The organism is Salinimicrobium sp. TH3 (assembly GCF_026676115.1).
In the GTDB taxonomy this organism is placed as follows: domain Bacteria; phylum Bacteroidota; class Bacteroidia; order Flavobacteriales; family Flavobacteriaceae; genus Salinimicrobium.
The window spans coordinates 41,921-60,101 of sequence record NZ_JAPONB010000010.1; the positions used below are offsets into that span (position 1 = coordinate 41,921).

Consider the following 18,181-nt stretch of genomic DNA (forward strand, 5'->3'; position numbering starts at 1 on the left):
TTTTTAGGTTTTAGAAGAATCTTGGGGATACGTTGTAACCTTTTGAAAGGCCAAGCAGGTCAAGGTCAAACAGCACCATGATTTCATGAGTACCATCATTAAAGTCACCAAGGTTCCCTGTAGTGTAGTCATAGGCATATCCTATTCTAAGTTCTGGAGTGACTCTAAAATTGACAAGACCACTTACTGTTTCATCAAAGCGATAAGCAGCACCTACCTCGAAACGATTATAAAGTAGGACGTTTGCAGTAATGTCAACAGAAAGAGGCGCTCCTTCTACGGCACGGGCCATAAAGGCTGGTTTTAGCTTTAGATTAGGATTTAAATCGAACACATAACCTCCAGTTAGGAAGTAGTGAATGTTCTCTTCTCCTAGACGTGCCAACCCTGTTTCATTTTCCAGGTGCTTAGCAGTAAAAAGGTTTGGAGCCGATAAACCAACATAGTATTTATCTCCAAACCAGTAGGCACCTACCCCAAAATTTGGGAAAGCTTCACTGATGTTCTGGTTTGCTGCAGGATCGGTAACGGGATTTCCGGTTTCAAGACCTCTAAGATCAGCGTCAAAGAAGGTAACTCCCGCTTTGACCCCAAAAGACAATTTTGAAGTTTCAGTAACAGGAAGAACATACGCTACATCTGCGTAAAGATTGTTCTCCTTTACAACATCTCCAATCTCATCATGAACAATGGAGATACCCGCTTCAAGCCTCTCAGTAAGTCCTGTGTGAGCGAAGAAATTCGCTGTTTCAGGAGCTCCGTCTATTCCGGCCCATTGGTTTCTGTAAATACCACCAACGTTAAGCATGCCCAAGTCATCTATCGCATAAGCGGGGTTGATCACGCTCATGTTATACATATATTGGGTATACATTGGATCTTGTTGTGCATTACCCTTTATTGAAAAAAGGGCAATGCAAGCAACTGTAAGAATTTTTATAAAAGAATTTCTCATTTGTTTTGAATGTTTCAAAATTATCTGCTTAAGTACAATTTACCTTGAGTAGGCGCTGTTTGTCCATCGTTGTAGTATAATATGTAGAAATAAACTCCTACAGGTAATACTCCACTTCCAATCGAACCTTCAGTAGAAGTTCCATCCCATCCCGGGTTTTCTCCTTTACCAACGTATACCGGCTCTCCCCATCTGTTGTAAATTTCCAACATGTGGTTAGGATATTCCGCAGAGATACCTGTGATGGCGAAATAGTCATTAATACCATCCCCATTCGGAGTAAAGATTTCAGGAATAACTATTGGACAGAAATCAGCAGTAACCGCTAATCTTGTTGAACTTTCACAGCCTTCATCGTTTGTAGAAGTTGCGTAGTAAATAGTGCCGTCTGTAAGGGTAGTCATTCTACTCAATGGATCGGTACTTGTTGCAGTAGCATACCAGGTAATATCACCATTAGCAGAAACAATTTCTTCAAGATCAGCAAGTGTTCCATCGATAGGAATGCACTCTGCATTCGGAACGAGAACAGGAGCATCTGAATTTGAGAAAGAAACTGTTAAACTGGCAGCATCAGAGACACAACCGGCAACATTTGTTTGTGTTACATAGTAAGTGCCTTCAGTAAGTTCCTCTGTACTTCCTACTTCGGTTGTTAATGTCTCATCTGAATACACAGTGAAAGTAGCATTAACTTCTCCAGAGATTTCAAGATCGGCTATAGTAGCGCCATCTAAACCACATTGTGTGAAGGGGGTTACAGATGGAGCGGCTGGACTGTCAGACAAAGTCACTGTTACAGAAGGTCTGTCGTCGCAAATTCCTTCAACAGGACCGGCGTAATAAACGCTTCCATCCACAAGAGCAGTGGTTGCATCAAGTGCTTCTGTAGCATCTGTTGAAGAATACCAAAGAACTCCTGCAGGCATAAGATCGGCCACAGTTGGTTCGCTATCACAGAATGTTTGTTCTGTTACGGTTACTTCAGGACAGTTTGGTTCCTGAGTACCTATTACTACAGTAACTGTAGCTGAAGCGGAACATCCGTTGTCGCTCGTTACAGTATAGGTGTAAACTCCTTCTTCGTCGGTTGCAGGGTCAAATGATCCGTCAACTTCTTCTCCGTCAAAAGTCCATGTTCCGTCAGCTTCAGGCGTTCCACCCAATTCATCGAAAAGATTTTGTTCTTCAGTATCGCCTGATTCAACGAATAGTTGCCCAGGAGTTCCTGCATCAGGATTACCTAAAATAGTCACTTCGATTATTGCTTCAGACTCACAATCAGTTCCCTCGCCCACAGTATAAGTTGTAGAATAAGTTGTAGGATAAGAGGTTAAAGCATTGTATGCTGCTGTTATTTCTGGCAAGTTTGAAAAAGTTCCACCACGAGTGGTGTCTGGATTTAGAAGGTCGAGTAGATAATTTCTTACCTCGCCCTGGGTCACCTGGTTTGGCAGCGTATTTCTACATTCTTCTATACCAAGGATATCATCTCCTGCTTCGTCGCCTTCAAGCACAGTAATCAAGAACTGCGAAGAAGCCTCGCCAGTAATGCATTCTGACTCACTTATCGTATAGGTAATTGTATAACCGCTCTGTTGAGCTCCTAAAGCAGCATTGAACATGTTGTTTTCCACACCTTCACCTGAGAAAGTTCCACCTGGAGTTGCGCCTGCTTCTGCTATAAAAGCAGTAAGGTCAATCATTCCATCAGTTGAACAAACCGTTTGGTTTGCAAAATCTCCTGCATTAGCTTCCTCTCCTTGATTTATTGTAACTTCAATAGTGATTACACCCTCCTCACAGACAGTAGTTGCCGGGGTAGTATAAGTAAAGTTAAAAGTTTCAGATTCTGAATCAGGACTTTGGATATAGTTGAATAATCTACCCAGTTCATCGTCATCACCATCGGCAAAATTGACAGGGTTTACACTTACACCCATGTCTTCTAGAATGATGGTAATATATTCTTCGGCATCTGCAGGTACTTGAACAATTTCCTGTGCTTCAGCAATACAAAAGGTCAGGGGAATATTTCCTGAGACTGGTGCATTTTGTACATTGATTGTGAATTGTGAAGATGGTTCACCAGTTAAGCAATCATCTTCAGATTCGTTTACCGTATAGGTAATAGTATAACCGCCCTGTTGAGCTCCTAAAGCAGCATTGAACATGTTGTTTTCCACACCTTCACCTGAGAAAGTTCCACCTGGAGTTGCGCCCGCTTCTGCTATAAAAGCAGTAAGGTCAATCATTCCATCAGTTGAACAAACCGTTTGATTTGCAAAGTCTCCTGCATTAGCTTCCTCTCCTTGATTAATTGTAACTTCAATAGTAATTACACCCTCCTCACAGATAGTAGTTGCCGGGGTAGTATAGGTAAAGTTAAAAGTTTCGGATTCTGAATCAGGATTTTGGATATAGTTGAATAATCTGCCCAGTTCCTCGTCATCACCATCGGCGAAATTGACAGGGTTTACATTAACACCCATGTCTTCTAGAATGATGGTAATATATTCTTCGGCATCTGCAGGTATTTGAACTATTTCCTGTGCTTCAGCAATACAAAAGGTCAGAGGAATATTTCCTGAGACTGGTGCATTTTGCACATTGATTGTGAACTGTGAAGAAGCTTCGCCAGTAACGCATTCTGACTCACTTACCGTATAGGTAATAGAATAACCGCCCTGTTGAGCTCCTAAAGCAGCATTGAACATGTTGTTTTCCACACCTTCACCTGAGAAAGTTCCACCTGGAGTTGCGCCTGCTTCTGCAGTAAAAGCAGTAAGGTCAATCATTCCATCAGTTGAACAAACCGTTTGGTTTGCAAAGTCTCCTGCATTAGCTTCCTCAACATTATTTATAGTTACGTCAATAGTAATTTCTCCACTTTCACAATCTGTATTTTCAGAAGGATTATTATAGATGAAGTTAAATGTTTCAGAGTCAGAAGTGGGAGTTGCAATAAATGCTAATAAATCATTAACCTCGGCAAAAGCATCTGCTTCAAAATTGGCTGGATTAACAACAATTTCTTCCCCTTGAAGTAAAGTAGAAAAATAAATGAAAGCATCTTCAGGAGCCTGTAATAGTTCTCTTGCCTCAGTTACACAAAATTCAAGTGGGAAATTTCCCGAAAATGGTAATGGAGCAACTTCTACCTGCACTTCAAATCGTTCAATACTTTCACAGGGGGGAAGAGGTGAGTTACTTCTATTTATGATCTGACTCACGAAATATGATTCTCCGTTAATTAGCGGAGTGGAAGCATCTAATGCAGGATTAGAAGTTCGGGTGCTATACCATCTAAAATTTTGTGTATTAGGACTAGTCGCTTCAGCCTGTAAATCGCCTACCGTAGCACCTGAGCAAAATGTCTGCAAGGACTCGGCCACTGGGGCCATAACTGGAATAGGATCATATCTCAAAGCTAGTCTGCTTGAAGGACATCCATCATCTGAAAATTGACCAGCAAAATAATTTTCACCTTTTTCAAGAGGTGTATTGTTCGGTAATGGTTCTCCAGAGAACTCTTCTGCATAAATTGCAATATCACTTCCTTCTATTAAATCAATTAATTCTTCAACAGTAGTTGTGTCATCCTCCCCATACTCGCAAGGTTGAAAAGTAATTCCAAAACGGGAAATCGGTGGACCAACATTGTCTACCGTTACTGCGACTTCCACTCTTTCGGTACAATTTCCGCTTGTATTTCCTGCAAAGTAGCTTTCATCCTGTAGAAGTTCGTCAAAAGGAATGGGGGTGGTAGAGGTTGCGGTTCGGTACCAACGAACATCATCTCCACTTGCTGTCGCATCAAGATCAGCTACCGTGGATAGATAGCAGTATTCTTGGGTCTGATCGGATACAGTAGGACAGTTCTGTCCATACGAGTAGGTTCCGCTAAATAAAAATAAGGCAAAAAAGAGTAATGGTACTCCCTTCTTACCTAGAGTAAAAATTCGCATAGGCTTTAAGTGTTAAATTTAATCAATTTGTATTTATGGTTTTCATGGTTCAAATATACAGTATACATGCATATTAAAACTTAAACTCCTGTTAAGTGAGGAGTGTAAGCAGATTGCTTTAAAAACAATTATATGTTGCTGAAGTAGGGGAGGTTAAAAGTACAATTTTTTCATTAATAATATTTTTTTAGGAGTTTTTTTACACGCATAAAGTTAAAAAAGTTTTTTGTCGAACAAATAGGACTCACAGTTGGACATAGGAACTGCTTATTTGTTACAAAAATTCCTAAAATTTTTTACGGAATTCTAAAGTCTGTCTTTCTGCGTATTCCTTTATATTTACTCAAAAATTAAAAAAATGCGGCTACATTTTATAGCAATTGGGGGTAGCGCGATGCACAATCTTGCTCTCGCACTTCATCAAAAAGGATATACGATAACCGGGAGTGATGATATGATCTATGAACCTTCCAGATCCAGACTTAAAAAGGAAGGGCTTCTTCCAGGTGAATATGGTTGGTTTAAGGAAAAAATTTCAGAAGAAATTGATGCTGTTATACTTGGGATGCACGCCAGAGAAGATAACCCGGAACTGGAAAGAGCTCAACAGCTTGGAGTGTCAATTTATTCCTATCCGGAATTTTTATATGAGCAGTCAAAAGAAAAAACCCGGGTAGTTATTGGTGGTTCTCACGGTAAGACTACAATTACTTCCATGATCCTGCATGTTCTCAACTACCACCACAAAAATGTGGATTACATGGTAGGAGCACAACTGGAAGGCTTTGACACTATGGTTCACTTAACTAAAGAGAATGACTTTATCGTGCTGGAGGGGGATGAATACCTTTCTTCGGCCATAGATCGTCGACCAAAGTTTCACATTTATAAACCAAACATAGCCCTGCTTAGCGGAATTGCCTGGGATCATATTAACGTTTTTCCCACTTTAGATGAGTACCTGGAGCAGTTTAAAATTTTTATAGATTCCATAGTTAAAGGAGGTATTCTTGTATATAATGAAGAGGATAAACACCTTAAAAAACTTGTGGAAGAATCTAATAATACCATCAGGAAACATCCTTATAGCACTCCTGAATATCACGTGGAGAATGAACAGACTCTTCTACATACTTCTGAAGGAGATATGCCAGTGTCAATTTTTGGAGAGCACAACCTACAAAATCTGGCAGGAGCAAAATGGATTTGTCAGCACATGGGTATAGACGAAGAAGATTTTTATGAAGCCATTGCCTCTTTTAAAGGAGCTTCAAAAAGGCTGGAAAAGATTGCCGAAACAAAAGGAACTGTAGTGTATAAAGATTTTGCTCATAGCCCGTCAAAGGTTATGGCTACTACAAGAGCAGTAAAACAACAATATCCCGACAGGCATGTTATAGCTTGCCTGGAATTACACACCTACAGCAGTTTGAACTCAGAATTTCTCCTGCAGTATAAATCGTCTTTGGATACCGCCGATGAAGCTGTTGTTTTCTTTTCTCCTGAAGCCGTGGAAAATAAAAAACTTGATCCGATCTCAAAAGAGCAGATATTAGAATCTTTTTCAAGAAAGGATCTTACTGTATATACCAATCCCGTGGACTTTAAAGAATTTCTAAAAGAACAGAATTATGATAATAAAGTGCTCCTGTTAATGAGCAGTGGGAATTATGGTGGTCTGGATTTCGAGGAGATCAAGAATTGGATATCCTAAAATAGCATTTATGAAATAGCTTCATTTTGCTATCTTTAAATAAATTGAACCAATGGATCCTCAAAAATCATCATCTTTTACAATTAAACATTGGGCAGAGGGAGACCGCCCCAGGGAGAAACTTCTTCAAAAAGGCAGACAACACCTCACTGATGCCGAGTTGCTGGCAATTTTAATTGGATCTGGAAATAAGAATGAATCGGCAGTCGAGGTGTGCAAAAAAGTACTTTCCAAAGCTGGTGATAATCTTAATGAATTAGGGAGGTTTACTATAAACCAGCTAATGGAAGTAAGAGGAATAGGGCAGGTGAGAGCTTTGACTATTGTAGCAGCTCTTGAACTTGGCCGTAGACGCCGCTCTTCTGAAGCGTTGGAAAAGAAGAAGATTTCCTCAAGCACTTCAGTCTTTGAACTTATGCAGCCCAAAATAGGAGAATTGCCTCATGAGGAATTCTGGATTCTCTATCTTAATAATTCGAATAAGGTTATCCAGGAGCTGCCACTTAGCAAAGGAGGTATAACGGGAACTTTAGTAGATATTAGACTGGCTTACAAACAGGCATTGAATTTGGGTGCCACGGCCACAATCCTTGTGCATAATCATCCCTCGGGGAATCTTAATCCAAGTGCAGCTGATAAGCAACTGACTCAAAAATTTAAGATAGCGGGAGAGTCCCTCGATATTAAAGTTCTGGACCATCTCATAATTACCGAAAATTCTTACTTCAGCTTTGCCGATGAAGGCTTGCTGTAAAAACTAATCTATGCTGCTGGTATATACCCAGAAAATCACCCCAAGAATTACATATGTGTTTAAACACGTGTGTACACAAATTTTATGTTTACCGGTAGGTTTTACATCAAAAATTGAAGAATTTGTAGCACATGAAGGAATGAAATTATCTTATGGCAAACAAAGTTTGGCAAATGAGGTTTTTATTCAGAATGTAGACCTTTTATTGGAGCAGGGAATAAATGATCTTGAGGTAAAGGTACAGGACTGGGATGAGGTACCTTGTTTCTTTGCAGTGGGGGAGGCTAGTTCTATTCCCTTTGATATTTTTGCGGCTTCATTTTACTTACTAAGCAGATATGAAGAGTATCTTCCCCATGTAAAAGATGAAGAAGGAAGATTCCAGGCCAGTGAGAGTTTGGCTTTTCAGGAAGGTTTCTTAGAAAAACCCATAATAGATATTTGGGCTCGGAAATTTCAACAGGTCCTTGAGGATAAATTCCCTAATCAAAAGTTTCCGAAACGGAATTTTAGCACGCAGACCATTATTGCTGTAACCGAAGCTTATTGCTATAAGAAGAAAGGAATTGTAAGGGTGGTGCTGGGACTGTTGCTGGACCTTTTCAGGTTTAAGCCGAAATATGTATTGCATAGGCTGCAGGTGATGACTAAAATAAAAAAGGATCCCTATGACATCTATTCTAAAGTAATTAGATTTCTTAAAAAATATGATGTTCCAATGAAGTTTATGTTTCAGTTAAGTGACTTTTCCACTTATGACAGAAATATAAATCACAATCGCCTGGAATTTCAGAGTCTTATAAAATCTGTTGCCGATTATGCCGAGGTAGGATTGCAGCCGGGATTTTATGCCAACCAAAAATTTGTGGTTTTAAAAGAAGAAAAAAAGCGGCTGGAACAAATAATCAAGAGACCAGTTATAAGTGCAATAAATAACCATTACAACCTGTTGTTGCCCGATACTTATAATCATATGGTGGAACTTGATTTTCAGGATGATTTCTCCATGGGTTATCCCGAAGCTGTGGGCTTGAGAGCGGGAACCTGTACTCCTTTTCTTTTTTATGATTTGAATTTTGAAATAACCACACCCTTATTAATTCATCCCTATGCTATAAATTCTGAAGCTTTTAGTAAATTAAAAGAAAATGAAATTGAATATAAGGTTCTGGAAATAAAACGACAAATTTCCATGGTAGACGGAAATTTAATTTCAGTATTCACAAATAAAGATTTTTCTGAATATGCCAATGCGAGAAGGAATTTTTCAATTTTAAAGACACTTAATGAAATTCAGTAATATTCGTCATATTTTTTTCGACCTTGACCACACGTTATGGGACTTTGACCGCAACTCGGGATTAGCTTTCAATTCGATTTTTGAAAAGCACAAGATCAAAGTGAGGCTGGAGGAATTTCTCGCCATATACGCTCCTATTAATGCCGATTACTGGAAGTTGTACAGGGAAGACAAGGTCACCAAAGAAGATCTTCGGTATGGCAGGCTAAAAGATTCTTTTGAAGGGATGAAAGTGAATGTTTCAGATTCTCAAATCAAACAATTGAGTATAGATTATATTGATCATTTACCACATCACAATCACCTGCTTCAAGGCGCGGTTGAAATACTTGATTATCTTCAGCCGCAGTATGAGCTTCATATTATCACCAATGGTTTTAAAGAAGTTCAACATAAAAAGTTAGAAAGTTCTGGGATTCTTAAGTATTTCAGAACTATTACAACTTCCGAAGATGTTGGAGTTAAAAAGCCTCACCAGAGGATCTTTGAAGTAGCTCTAAGAAATGCCGCTGCCAAGGTTGATGAAAGTATTATGATAGGTGATAATTTTGAAGCAGACATACTTGGAGCGAAGAATTTTGGAATGCAGGCAATCTTATATAATTACTATAAAGTAGAGTTTTCTCCAGATCATCACCAGGTGATGGAAATGGAAGAATTAAGGGGCTATTTGTAATAAGCCGAGACCAATTTCGTTAGATAGAGAATTGTAAGAACATGTCCCTTAAAAAAACATTGTCTAAAATAGCTTTTTTGACGATCCTTCTCGTGTTTTCTTCTTGTGTGAAAGATGTTGATCTTGACCAGGCCGAAGATATCGTTCTCACCCCTGAAGCGGCTATTGATTTAGTATATTTCACTATAACTTCTGAAGATTTTGCCCCAGGTCCCGGAGTGGTGGAAACAGCAAGAGATGAGACAAGATTGGATTTTCTTGACGACGATTATATTCAGAACAGTCTTGTGCAGGCCGATTTTAATTTTAGGTTTACCAACACTTTTGAAAGTCCTTTGACGGCGACTATTAATTTTGTTTCACCTGGAAATGCGGTGCAGCATACTATTATTATACCTGTTCCACAGGGAAGCATAGGATCACCTGCAACTGTCGATTTTACAGAGATCATTAATGAAAATCAAATAAACAGAGTAAGAAGAAGTATTAAAGTGTCTGTAGAAATTACAAGGCATGAGCCCCTTGCTATTGCAGGATCTTTGCAGCTTGAATCAAAAGGGTTCTACTACTTTGAATTCGAATGATGAGAATAATTTTTTTCCTCCTCATATTGACCCTTTCTATGGCCGCCACGGCCCAGAACAAACAGCTGCTGTATAATTTTGATGACTTACCTCAAACGCTGCTTTTAAATCCTGGTGCAGAAACAAATTTTGATATGCATTTTGGTGTTCCATTTTTTTCGCAAATTCATTTGTCTGCGGGGTCTTCAGGGGTGAATATGTTTGATATTTTTAAAGACGATGGAGGTTCTATTAATGACAGGATAAAAGAATCTCTGCATAAACTTTCCAGGAATGATTTTTTCACCCTCAATCAGCAATTGGAGATTTTCTCCATTGGATGGAGAGATAACAAGAAAAGGTATTATACTGCAGGGGTATATCAGGAGATGGATGCGATAGTATACTTCCCCAAAGATCCTGCAGTACTCGCTTTCGAAGGTAATAAGGATCACATAGGGAAGAATTTCGATTTTTCAGATGCTGCTTTCACTGCCGATGTACTAAACGTGTTCCACATAGGGTTTACAAATTATTATTCTAAAGATCTCAACTACGGCTTTAGAGGGAAAATTTATTCGGGAGTGTTCAATGCTCATAGTGTTGACAACCAAGGAATTTTTAGAACTGAACTTTCTCCTGAAGGCCCCAACCTGTATCGGCATTACATGTCTAATGTTGATGTCTTAATAAAAACAGCAGGTTGGGCCGATCTGCAAGATTCCAAAGATGATATTTCTAACCGGGAGTTAATGAGTAACCTCGTGAAAAAGGCATTTTTGGGAGGTAATATTGGTTTGGGACTTGATGCAGGTTTCACCTGGTATCCCTCAGATCAATATCGTGTCACCGGTAGTATCCTGGACATTGGATTTATGCGCCAATCCAAAAATGTAGAGAATTACAGGTACTATGGCGATTATCAAACCGATGGTATTGAGCTGCTCTTTCCCGGCACCAGGGAGTATTGGGATGAGTGGGAAGATGATCTCGACAGGAATCTCAAAGATGAGACTCTTACTAATTCCTACACCACCTGGCGGCCTGTGAAACTAAATGCCTCCATAGATTATGGTTTTTCTGAGAATGCCGAACCTTGTAATTGCTACCGTCCTATGGGCAGGAGGAGATATTTCAACCATCTTGGAGCGCAGTTTTTTGCAATAAAACGTCCCCGGGGCCTTAATTATGCCACCACCATTTATTATGATAAAACCTTTAATGAAAACTTAAGAGGTAAGATCACCTATACAGCAGACTCCTTTTCCTTTTCCAACATTGGACTTTTGGTTTCCACCAGACTATCGAATTTTAATGTTTATCTTGCTGCAGATAACCTGCTGGATTATACTAATCTTGCTAAAGCTCAAAACGCTTCTATACAGATTGGTTTCCAGCTAATGTTTAGCAGAGAATGAAAAATATAGTATTCTTTTTCACCTTTATGTGTGGAGTGACCGGAAATATTTTTGGGCAGGACTTGAGCCAATATCAATATGTGAAGGTCCCAAAACAATTCGAGTTCCTTAAGCACCAAAATCAATATGAACTTAATGCCCTTACCGCTTTCCTTTTAGAAAAGTATGGTTATGACGCGCTTTATGAAGAGGCAGTTCCGGCGGGTGTTGACCCTTGTAATGTGCTGGAGGCGAATGTTTACAAAAAATCTGGTCTTTTTAGATCCCGTCTTTACCTTACTCTTGAGGATTGTAAGGATGAGGTGGTGTTCACTTCAAAAACAGGTGTGAGCCGGGAAAAAAACTTTAAAAAATCATATCATGAAGCATTAAGAGATGCCTTTACTTCTTTTCAAGAACTTCGGAAGGATCCTGAGGTGATCATCGATCCCATTCCTGCAGCTGAAATGGCCGAAAAAAATACAGCCCCGGCTGAAGTAATCATAGATCCTGTACCGGCCCCCGAAAAAGTTCAGGAAGAACCTTCTGAAGTTATTGTTGATCCTATAGTCACTTCAGAAGAAATGGAAAAGGCTGAAGAGCAAAATTCAGGATTAGATTTTTATGAAGGTCATTTGCAGTTTGTTAATGGAGCTGTTACCTATTTTCTGAAGGAAACACCCGTAGGTTTTGAGTTGTATAGAGAAGGGGAGAAGGAGAAGTTTGGAACACTACTAAAATCGGGAGGGGGAGATAACTTTTTGTACTCCTCAAAAAACCTTTCCGGTAATGCCTTTTTTGATGCTCAGGGAAACCTGGTGGTCGAATATCTTGATCCTAATACCCGGCAACTGGTAAGCGTAATCTACAAGCGTAAGGATCAATAACCGTACTTTCCTTTCCACCTTTTCTGCAGAAAATCACGCTGTGCCTGTTCCCGCTGGTTATTCCCCGGATTAAAGAAAGTGGTGTTGCTAATTTCCTTCGGAAGGAATTCGGCTGCGGCGAAATTTCCTTCGTAACTGTGTGCATATTTATAATCCTCACCATATCCAAGATCCTTCATTAATTTGGTCGGCGCATTCCGTATCGCAAGAGGAACCGGCAGATTTCCTGTCCTTTTAACCGCGGCCTGGGCTTCATTAATGGCCATATAAGTGGCATTTGATTTTGGAGAAGTTGCAAGATAGATACAACACTGGCTTAAGATGATTCGGGCCTCCGGGTGACCTATAGTAGATACCGCCTGGAAAGTATTGTTGGCTAGTATAAGTGCCGTGGGATTAGCGTTGCCTATATCTTCGGCGGCCAGAATCAATAAACGACGGGCAATAAATTTCACATCCTCACCGCCTTCTATCATTCTTGCCAGCCAGTATACTGCGGCATTAGGATCACTCCCACGAATCGATTTAATGAACGCCGAAATTATATCGTAGTGCTGTTCCCCGGTTTTGTCATAGAGAACAGTATTCTGCTGCACTTTATGGAGCACCATTTTATTTGTGATCACAACTTGATCGCCCTCTTCAGAAGTTACCACCAGCTCAAAAATATTCAGAAGCTTCCGGGCATCCCCGCCGCTCAGCCGTAACAGGGCTTCAGTTTCTTCTAATTGGATCTGTTTTTGAGAGATGATTTCATCTTCTTTCATCGCCCGTTTCAGCAATGCAACAAGATCATCTTTAGTGAAAGAGTTAAGGACGTAGACCTGGCTTCGTGAGAGTAAGGCGGGGATCACCTCGAAACTTGGATTTTCTGTGGTGGCACCAATAAGTGTGATCCATCCTTTTTCGACAGCTCCTAAAAGAGAATCCTGTTGTGACTTACTAAATCGATGGATCTCGTCTATGAAGAGAATAGGATTTTTTGTTGTAAAAAGGCCATCACTTTTTTTAGCTTTCTCGATGACCTCCCTCACATCTTTCACCCCACTACTAATGGCACTTAGGGTAAAGAACGGCCGGCCAGATTCGGTAGCAATAATATTAGCTAAGGTAGTTTTTCCTACTCCCGGAGGTCCCCAAAATATTATGCTGGGAATGATGTCTCTCTTGATCTGTTTACGCAGAGCAGCTTCCGGGCCCACAAGGTGTTGTTGACTAAGGTAGTCGTCAAGGTTTTTAGGACGTAATCTTTCAGCTAATGGTTTATTCATGAGGTAAAAATAGTAAATTGAAGTATGGTTCAGAAATGAATAAGATTCTTGTAAGGTTTAATGACTAATTGACATATAAAAAGTCTGTTGCAAGAAAAGAGAGCTGGGAAATGTCATTTTTAAATGCTTTAGCAGCCAATTATTTAAATGGTTGAATTTTTGTAATGAGAACAATATGAGAATTCGGAAAACTGAAAAACATGAGCCGTTTATTTTTACAACAGGAGTTGTAGGGTATCCGCTTTTGTTTGTACTCGCCATCTGGATAGTATTTTGGATGGAGATTAGGTTTGGATGGGATTTCACGAACTTTGGAGTATACCCGCGAACTGTTGAAGGTCTAAGAGGAATAATTTTTTCTCCTTTCATTCACAGCGGGATAAAACACCTTTTTCACAATACGGTACCGCTGTTCGTCCTAACTCTGTCCCTCTTTTATTTTTACAGAAAACTTAGCTGGAAGATCCTCTTTTTAGGACTTTTACTTTCGGGATTTCTTACCTGGCTTATAGGAAGGCCTGCTTTTCATATAGGAGCTTCAGGAATGATCTATGTATTGGCCGGTTTTCTTTTTTTTAAAGGTATCTTTTCAAAATATTACCGGTTGGTAGCTCTTTCTCTAATTGTCGTTTTCCTTTATGGAGGCCTTCTTTGGTATATTACCCCTATTGATCCTAAAATTTCCTGGGAAGGTCATTTATCAGGTCTTCTGTCTGGATTTCTATTTTCGCTTATATACAAGAAGAACATTGCCCGTCCACCAAAATATGAATGGGAAAAAGAAACTTACAAAGAAGAAGAGGATCCTTTTATGCGCCATTTTGATGCAAATGGGAATTTTATTGAAAATCCCGACGAAGGAGAAGAGCCGCAATATATTTACCACTATAAAAAAACTGAGGAGGATAATTCCGGGAAAAGTGGAGATTCATTCTAGGACGGCTATTCAAGCCTTTGCCTCACCACCTCATACAGGAATGCTCCACAGGCTACAGAAACGTTTAAAGAGCCAATGGTGCCCAGCATAGGCAGCTTGGCCTTTGCATCAACCAGCTTAAGCACAGATTCTGAAATTCCTTTGGCCTCGTTACCCATAATTAGGGCAGTGGGTTGCTTAAAATCCACAGAATAGAGAAGGTCGTCTGTTTTCTCTGTGGCAGCTACTACTTTAATCCCCGAACCCTGCATATAAAAAATGGCATCTTTGATGTGGTCAACTTTTATGAGAGGGATCTTGAAAATAGCGCCGGCCGAAGTTTTGACTGTATCGGCAGTTACCGGAGCCCCACCTTTTTTCTGAATAATGATCCCATTTACCCCAGAACATTCAGCTGTTCTAATGATAGCACCAAAATTGCGCACATCATCTACCTGGTCCAGTAAAAGGAAGAGAGGAGCTGTTTCTTTTTGGAGGGATTCTTCTACTATGGTTTCAAGGTCGGCGAATTCAACCGGGGAAATTTTTGCTACCACGCCCTGGTGATTGCCTTTCACTAAACGGTTCAGCTTTTCTACGGGTACGTAAGAAATGTTGTAATCACCCGACTTAGTTTTTTGTTGTAATTCCTGAAACAACTGCCCGCTAAGGCCTTTTTGAATATAGATCTTATCAATGGTCTCGTTGTTCTGCAGCGCTTCAATGACTGCGCGAATTCCAAAAATGGTGGTAGTATCTTCCATGGGGCAAATATAAAGATAAAAAGATGGCTTTGGACAACTCCCAGAGATTACCTTACCTCGCCGGCAGTGACCTTAATGTACTTTTTTACCGAAACCGGTTTTCCTGTGCTGGTGAAACCTTCGAGATGAACTTCAAATGTCCCTGGCAAGTCTGAGGTATAGAAATCCAGATCTTCTGCTGGTGAATCCAACTCAACAGAAGGTGCCCAAAAGAGTTGTGTCCTTCGATCGGGTATTCTTGATAACCGGGCAGCAGACTGATTTTCATATGTTTGTTTGAAATAGTATTTTGTTGGTTCCGGAAGTTTTAAATCTACCTTTTTGATGTAATCCTGGTTGAGGATTTCATTAAAATTACCTTCAATGGTCTTTACATCAACTATTCCCGCAAAAATATGAGAACCATAAAAGAAGTTATCTCTCAGGATTTTGATGCTTTTCACATATTTAGCAGGATAATTAATAAACAGGTCATGGTCCTGTACCATTGCGCCGTCTACTAATAGTAAGGTGGGAAGATTGTAGTTCGTAGCTCCCTGTGGCTGTCTCACTACGATCCTCGACTCCTCTTTGTTCGTGGCTATCCATGCAAACCTAATGATCTCTACAAAGGTTTCCTTTATAGTTTCAAACCGGGTGTAAGCATCAAGATCATAGACGGTTGGCTCCTTGACATAAAAGGGTTCTTTTTTCTCTAGTGCTTTTAAAGTGTCCGGTTTTACGCTGTAGTATGCGTTCTCAATCTGGTTTTGGACGCTGCGGTCGAGAATCCATTCTTCCATTTCGGGAGTGATGTGGAATTTTCCAAACTCTAGATCAGGAGCATTAATGTTTGGAAGGGGATCGAGTTGAAGGGTCCAGTTTTCTGCATCTTCTCCAAGGACCTGCATCAAAGCTCCGGAAGTATCATAGCGATCATCTAAATTAATGTAAAATTTCCCCTCATTGTTTGTAGTTGCCACTTTGAAAATATAGTCTTCTCCCGGGAGTGAAAAAGCCAGCTTATTACCGGCTAATTTAGGTTTAGCATCAGAAGTTTGGGGAACAATCCGTCCGGAAATAAGGTTCCCGCGCATTTCGGGCACAAAAACTGAATCTTTGCTGCTGTTTTGGTTTTTGTTTTTGAAAAGTTGAGTGAAATCTTCAGAAGTAAATTTCTTCGGAATATTAATGCTGTCTGTTTTGCGAACGGAAAGTGAGTAATTACCTGGGGCTCCTTCTAATTTTAGATTCACTTTTTCTCTCTTCCCAAAAAGGTCATTTTCCACTATAATTTTTACAGGTGCAGCGGAAGTTTCTTTTAAACTAATTACGCCTGAATTTCCTTTTTTAAGGAGGGAATCTTCTTCAGAATCTGCCGAAATTGCCGACTGATCGCCCAGATATGGATTTATAATGGCGACATCCCCGGCAAAAAAGGTTCCTTCATTCCTCATCCAGTTAGTATAGCCTAACAACTTATAATTTCCTGAAGGAACATTAGTAGGGATAAAAAAATCTCCCTGTCCCACCCCGTTTTTCAGCAGGATTTTATGTTTAAAAATAGAATTTCCGCCTTCACTCAGGAGTTCAATATAAGCAACCTTGCTTGTTTTACTTAACTGGTCAGTTTCCGCCTGGAGGTTGTAAAGCTTGTAATACATGTATTCTCCAGAGAATAATAAGGAAGAATTATAATGGACAAAGATCTTCTCTTGCGGGATTTCCTCTAAAAGTTCTGTGCCTTTAGAAAGGTCCAGAGCCTGGGCATTTAAAGAGCAGGGCAGGAGACACAAACTGAACAGTAAGACAGGTAAGTATTTCATTTCAAATTTTATTCTTCCCAAAATTCAGGGACTTCATTGGTTCCATAAACTGTACAATCCACGCATTCTGTAGCTATGACCCGTATAGGGCCTTCTCCAATTTCTCCTTCCACAGGAGGGCCGGCCATACTAAGATAGCGAACAGTACCACCCTGTATCATACCAATTGGAGTGTCAAAATTTTCCCCCGGTCTAAAAGGTATACAGCTTTCAGGGAATTGAGGTCTTGGTTCATCAAACTCAAAAAAATCGTAATAATTGAAGTAGATCCTTTTTGTTGAGATATTACTGAGGGTAAAAAAACCCAGTACTTTCTCGTCTTCATCATTAAGAGAATACATATTTCCATTTACAAATCCCGGTTGGTTTTGGGAGAGTAAACTTTCTGAGCCGGAGATCTTTTTTAAAGTGGAGTAATAGGAATGTGCTTCCCTGGTAAGGGAGTAGCGTTTAACGAGTATACTGTATCGTTGTCCTAAAACCGGATCATCTTTTTGGATGAAGCGAACCAGGTAAGAATCGAGATTATTTTCCCTTAGGGAAGTTGTATTGGACAGTAGGATCTCCTTCGAGGGTACCGTATTATAGCAAATTGTTTCATTACGGGTATTTGGCACAACTCTCCAGTTTTCTCCTTCAAATTCTATGGTGCTGCGAACCACATAAGGAGATACGATCTTATAGGTTTCTTCATACTCATAAAGGGCATATTTCGAAGCAGCCTCAGAATTTTCACTATCTACAAGCAAAGCAACCCCATCGTCTCCCTGCAAAATCATACGTTTCGCGTATAGATCGTCTATTTCATTACCCGGGAGTAACTCTGCGGGTTCCGATGAGTATGCGTTGCCATCTATGGTATTAATAAGTAGTTGATACTTATTTTGAGGCTGAGCTCCAAATGCTGTGTTGGAAACATAGTTTCCGGGTGTAGTTTCGTAAAAAGGGAATTCATTTCCGGTATCGTCGGTAACTACGACGTTGGCATTGGATTCTGGCTTTGGAAAATCTTCTTCAAGCCTGTAGGTCCTGGTAAGCTTTACTTCGTGAAACTTAACTTCATCGGTAAGAATTGCCTCGACCACCAATGCATCTTCAAAGGTTTCAGTTTCGAAATCGTAGGGTTCTACGCAACTGTTGATCAGGAAGGCTGCCGCCAGTAAGAATATGATTTTATATATAAGATTTGAATTCATTCTCTCTAAATTACG

The 18,181-nt window shown here is 40.0% G+C and carries 14 protein-coding genes; 8 read left to right on the top strand and 6 right to left on the bottom strand.

The window, feature by feature from the left end:
• Window positions 1-10 precede the first annotated feature (10 nt).
• A complete protein-coding gene (locus OU683_RS14220; protein ID WP_268139472.1) occupies window positions 11-955 on the bottom strand; it encodes a PorP/SprF family type IX secretion system membrane protein in 945 nt (314 codons plus the stop codon).
• Between the two features lie 20 nt (window positions 956-975).
• Window positions 976-4,923, bottom strand: a complete 3,948-nt coding sequence (locus OU683_RS14225; RefSeq protein ID WP_268139474.1) for a T9SS type B sorting domain-containing protein — start codon at window positions 4,921-4,923, stop codon at window positions 976-978.
• A gap of 358 nt (window positions 4,924-5,281) precedes the next feature.
• Between OU683_RS14225 and OU683_RS14230 the strand changes: the two genes are divergently transcribed.
• The 7 genes from OU683_RS14230 to OU683_RS14260 all read left to right on the top strand — a co-directional run bounded on the left by OU683_RS14230 (window position 5,282) and on the right by OU683_RS14260 (window position 12,214).
• The gene (locus tag OU683_RS14230; protein ID WP_268139476.1) at window positions 5,282-6,637 is read left to right on the top strand and encodes a UDP-N-acetylmuramate--L-alanine ligase; all 1,356 of its coding nucleotides are present in this window, start codon (window positions 5,282-5,284) and stop codon (window positions 6,635-6,637) included.
• Window positions 6,638-6,689: 52 nt separating this feature from the next.
• On the top strand, window positions 6,690-7,391 hold the full coding sequence (gene radC, locus OU683_RS14235) for a RadC family protein (protein WP_268139478.1): 702 nt from the start codon (window positions 6,690-6,692) through the stop codon (window positions 7,389-7,391).
• Between the two features lie 10 nt (window positions 7,392-7,401).
• Window positions 7,402-8,691 (top strand): polysaccharide deacetylase family protein, encoded by a 1,290-nt coding sequence (locus OU683_RS14240; RefSeq protein ID WP_268139480.1) that lies wholly within the window; start codon window positions 7,402-7,404, stop codon window positions 8,689-8,691.
• Entirely contained in the window at window positions 8,678-9,367 is a 690-nt protein-coding gene (locus OU683_RS14245; RefSeq protein WP_268139482.1) for a YjjG family noncanonical pyrimidine nucleotidase, read from the top strand. Before OU683_RS14240 ends, OU683_RS14245 begins: the two co-directional genes overlap by 14 nt.
• A gap of 77 nt (window positions 9,368-9,444) precedes the next feature.
• Entirely contained in the window at window positions 9,445-9,951 is a 507-nt protein-coding gene (locus OU683_RS14250; RefSeq protein ID WP_268139484.1) for a hypothetical protein, read from the top strand.
• The gene (locus OU683_RS14255; protein WP_268139486.1) at window positions 9,948-11,348 is read left to right on the top strand and encodes a DUF5723 family protein; all 1,401 of its coding nucleotides are present in this window, start codon (window positions 9,948-9,950) and stop codon (window positions 11,346-11,348) included. The genes OU683_RS14250 and OU683_RS14255 overlap by 4 nt, the downstream gene beginning before the upstream one ends.
• On the top strand, window positions 11,345-12,214 hold the full coding sequence (locus OU683_RS14260) for a hypothetical protein (protein ID WP_268139488.1): 870 nt from the start codon (window positions 11,345-11,347) through the stop codon (window positions 12,212-12,214). The genes OU683_RS14255 and OU683_RS14260 overlap by 4 nt, the downstream gene beginning before the upstream one ends.
• Here OU683_RS14260 and OU683_RS14265 read toward each other — a convergent pair.
• Window positions 12,208-13,485 (bottom strand): replication-associated recombination protein A, encoded by a 1,278-nt coding sequence (locus tag OU683_RS14265; RefSeq protein ID WP_268139490.1) that lies wholly within the window; start codon window positions 13,483-13,485, stop codon window positions 12,208-12,210. The two genes, OU683_RS14260 and OU683_RS14265, sit on opposite strands and share 7 nt — an antisense overlap.
• A 175-nt stretch (window positions 13,486-13,660) precedes the next feature.
• Here OU683_RS14265 and OU683_RS14270 point away from each other — a divergent pair, with 175 nt between their 5' ends.
• Window positions 13,661-14,422: a rhomboid family intramembrane serine protease gene (locus OU683_RS14270; RefSeq protein WP_268139492.1), complete on the top strand. Its 762-nt coding sequence runs from the start codon at window positions 13,661-13,663 to the stop codon at window positions 14,420-14,422.
• 5 nt (window positions 14,423-14,427) lie between these two features.
• Here the strand turns inward: OU683_RS14270 and rlmB are convergent, their stop codons facing one another.
• Genes rlmB through OU683_RS14285 form a run of 3 tightly spaced genes read right to left on the bottom strand, consistent with a single transcriptional unit; the run spans window position 14,428 to window position 18,166 of the window.
• Window positions 14,428-15,165 carry a 23S rRNA (guanosine(2251)-2'-O)-methyltransferase RlmB gene (gene rlmB / locus OU683_RS14275; RefSeq protein WP_268139494.1) on the bottom strand — a complete coding sequence of 246 codons (738 nt, stop codon included), beginning with the start codon at window positions 15,163-15,165 and terminating at the stop codon, window positions 14,428-14,430.
• A gap of 47 nt (window positions 15,166-15,212) precedes the next feature.
• Complete coding sequence (locus OU683_RS14280; RefSeq protein ID WP_268139496.1) at window positions 15,213-16,970, bottom strand: hypothetical protein; 1,758 nt, start codon at window positions 16,968-16,970, stop codon at window positions 15,213-15,215.
• Between the two features lie 8 nt (window positions 16,971-16,978).
• On the bottom strand, window positions 16,979-18,166 hold the full coding sequence (locus OU683_RS14285; protein ID WP_268139498.1) for a DUF4249 domain-containing protein: 1,188 nt from the start codon (window positions 18,164-18,166) through the stop codon (window positions 16,979-16,981).
• Window positions 18,167-18,181: the final 15 nt, after the last annotated feature.

Coding starts and splice junctions, on each gene's coding strand:
- OU683_RS14255 (WP_268139486.1), top strand. CDS start 9,948: ATGATGAGAATAATTTTTTTCCTCCTCATATTGACCCTTTCTATGGCC.
- OU683_RS14270 (WP_268139492.1), top strand. CDS start 13,661: ATGAGAATTCGGAAAACTGAAAAACATGAGCCGTTTATTTTTACAACA.
- OU683_RS14225 (WP_268139474.1), bottom strand. CDS start 4,923: ATGCGAATTTTTACTCTAGGTAAGAAGGGAGTACCATTACTCTTTTTT.
- OU683_RS14230 (WP_268139476.1), top strand. CDS start 5,282: ATGCGGCTACATTTTATAGCAATTGGGGGTAGCGCGATGCACAATCTT.
- OU683_RS14260 (WP_268139488.1), top strand. CDS start 11,345: ATGAAAAATATAGTATTCTTTTTCACCTTTATGTGTGGAGTGACCGGA.
- OU683_RS14245 (WP_268139482.1), top strand. CDS start 8,678: ATGAAATTCAGTAATATTCGTCATATTTTTTTCGACCTTGACCACACG.
- OU683_RS14240 (WP_268139480.1), top strand. CDS start 7,402: ATGCTGCTGGTATATACCCAGAAAATCACCCCAAGAATTACATATGTG.
- OU683_RS14220 (WP_268139472.1), bottom strand. CDS start 955: ATGAGAAATTCTTTTATAAAAATTCTTACAGTTGCTTGCATTGCCCTT.
- OU683_RS14285 (WP_268139498.1), bottom strand. CDS start 18,166: ATGAATTCAAATCTTATATATAAAATCATATTCTTACTGGCGGCAGCC.
- radC (WP_268139478.1), top strand. CDS start 6,690: ATGGATCCTCAAAAATCATCATCTTTTACAATTAAACATTGGGCAGAG.
- OU683_RS14280 (WP_268139496.1), bottom strand. CDS start 16,970: ATGAAATACTTACCTGTCTTACTGTTCAGTTTGTGTCTCCTGCCCTGC.
- OU683_RS14265 (WP_268139490.1), bottom strand. CDS start 13,485: ATGAATAAACCATTAGCTGAAAGATTACGTCCTAAAAACCTTGACGAC.
- rlmB (WP_268139494.1), bottom strand. CDS start 15,165: ATGGAAGATACTACCACCATTTTTGGAATTCGCGCAGTCATTGAAGCG.